This window comes from Mesorhizobium sp. M8A.F.Ca.ET.181.01.1.1 (genome assembly GCF_004792025.1).
In the GTDB taxonomy this organism is placed as follows: Bacteria; Pseudomonadota; Alphaproteobacteria; order Rhizobiales; family Rhizobiaceae; genus Mesorhizobium.
The window spans coordinates 1-278 of sequence record NZ_SRTV01000371.1 but is presented as its reverse complement, the minus strand read 5'-3'; the positions used below and the strand labels follow the sequence as shown (position 1 = coordinate 278).

Annotated in this window: 1 protein-coding gene; it reads right to left on the bottom strand. The window is 63.7% G+C overall.

Annotated elements, in window-relative coordinates:
* Positions 1 to 31: 31 nt before the first annotated feature.
* Positions 32 to 278: hypothetical protein (locus EN824_RS35800; protein WP_210236418.1), on the bottom strand; the 247-nt coding region annotated here is incomplete at its 5' end.

The following is a 278-nucleotide window of genomic DNA, read 5'->3' as shown; positions in this document are numbered from 1 at the left end:
GAGATGATCGCGGAAGTGGAGTAACCCGGCGTCAGGCCGGGCCGCCGCGTTCCGGCATAGGCGGGACCGGAATGGACGGCTCGGCCCGCGCTCGATAGAACGCGTCGCAAGGTGCAAGCACCTGCGGCGCGTTTTGCATTTGTGGCGAGGTGGATCGGTCACGCGGCAGCAGATAGAATCCGCGAACCATATCAACCGCAGGAATCGCCGGACCACGCCCGATGCCCGCCCACACAGTTCGTTTCAAACAGGTCGACGTGTTTACGTCGGTGCCGTTC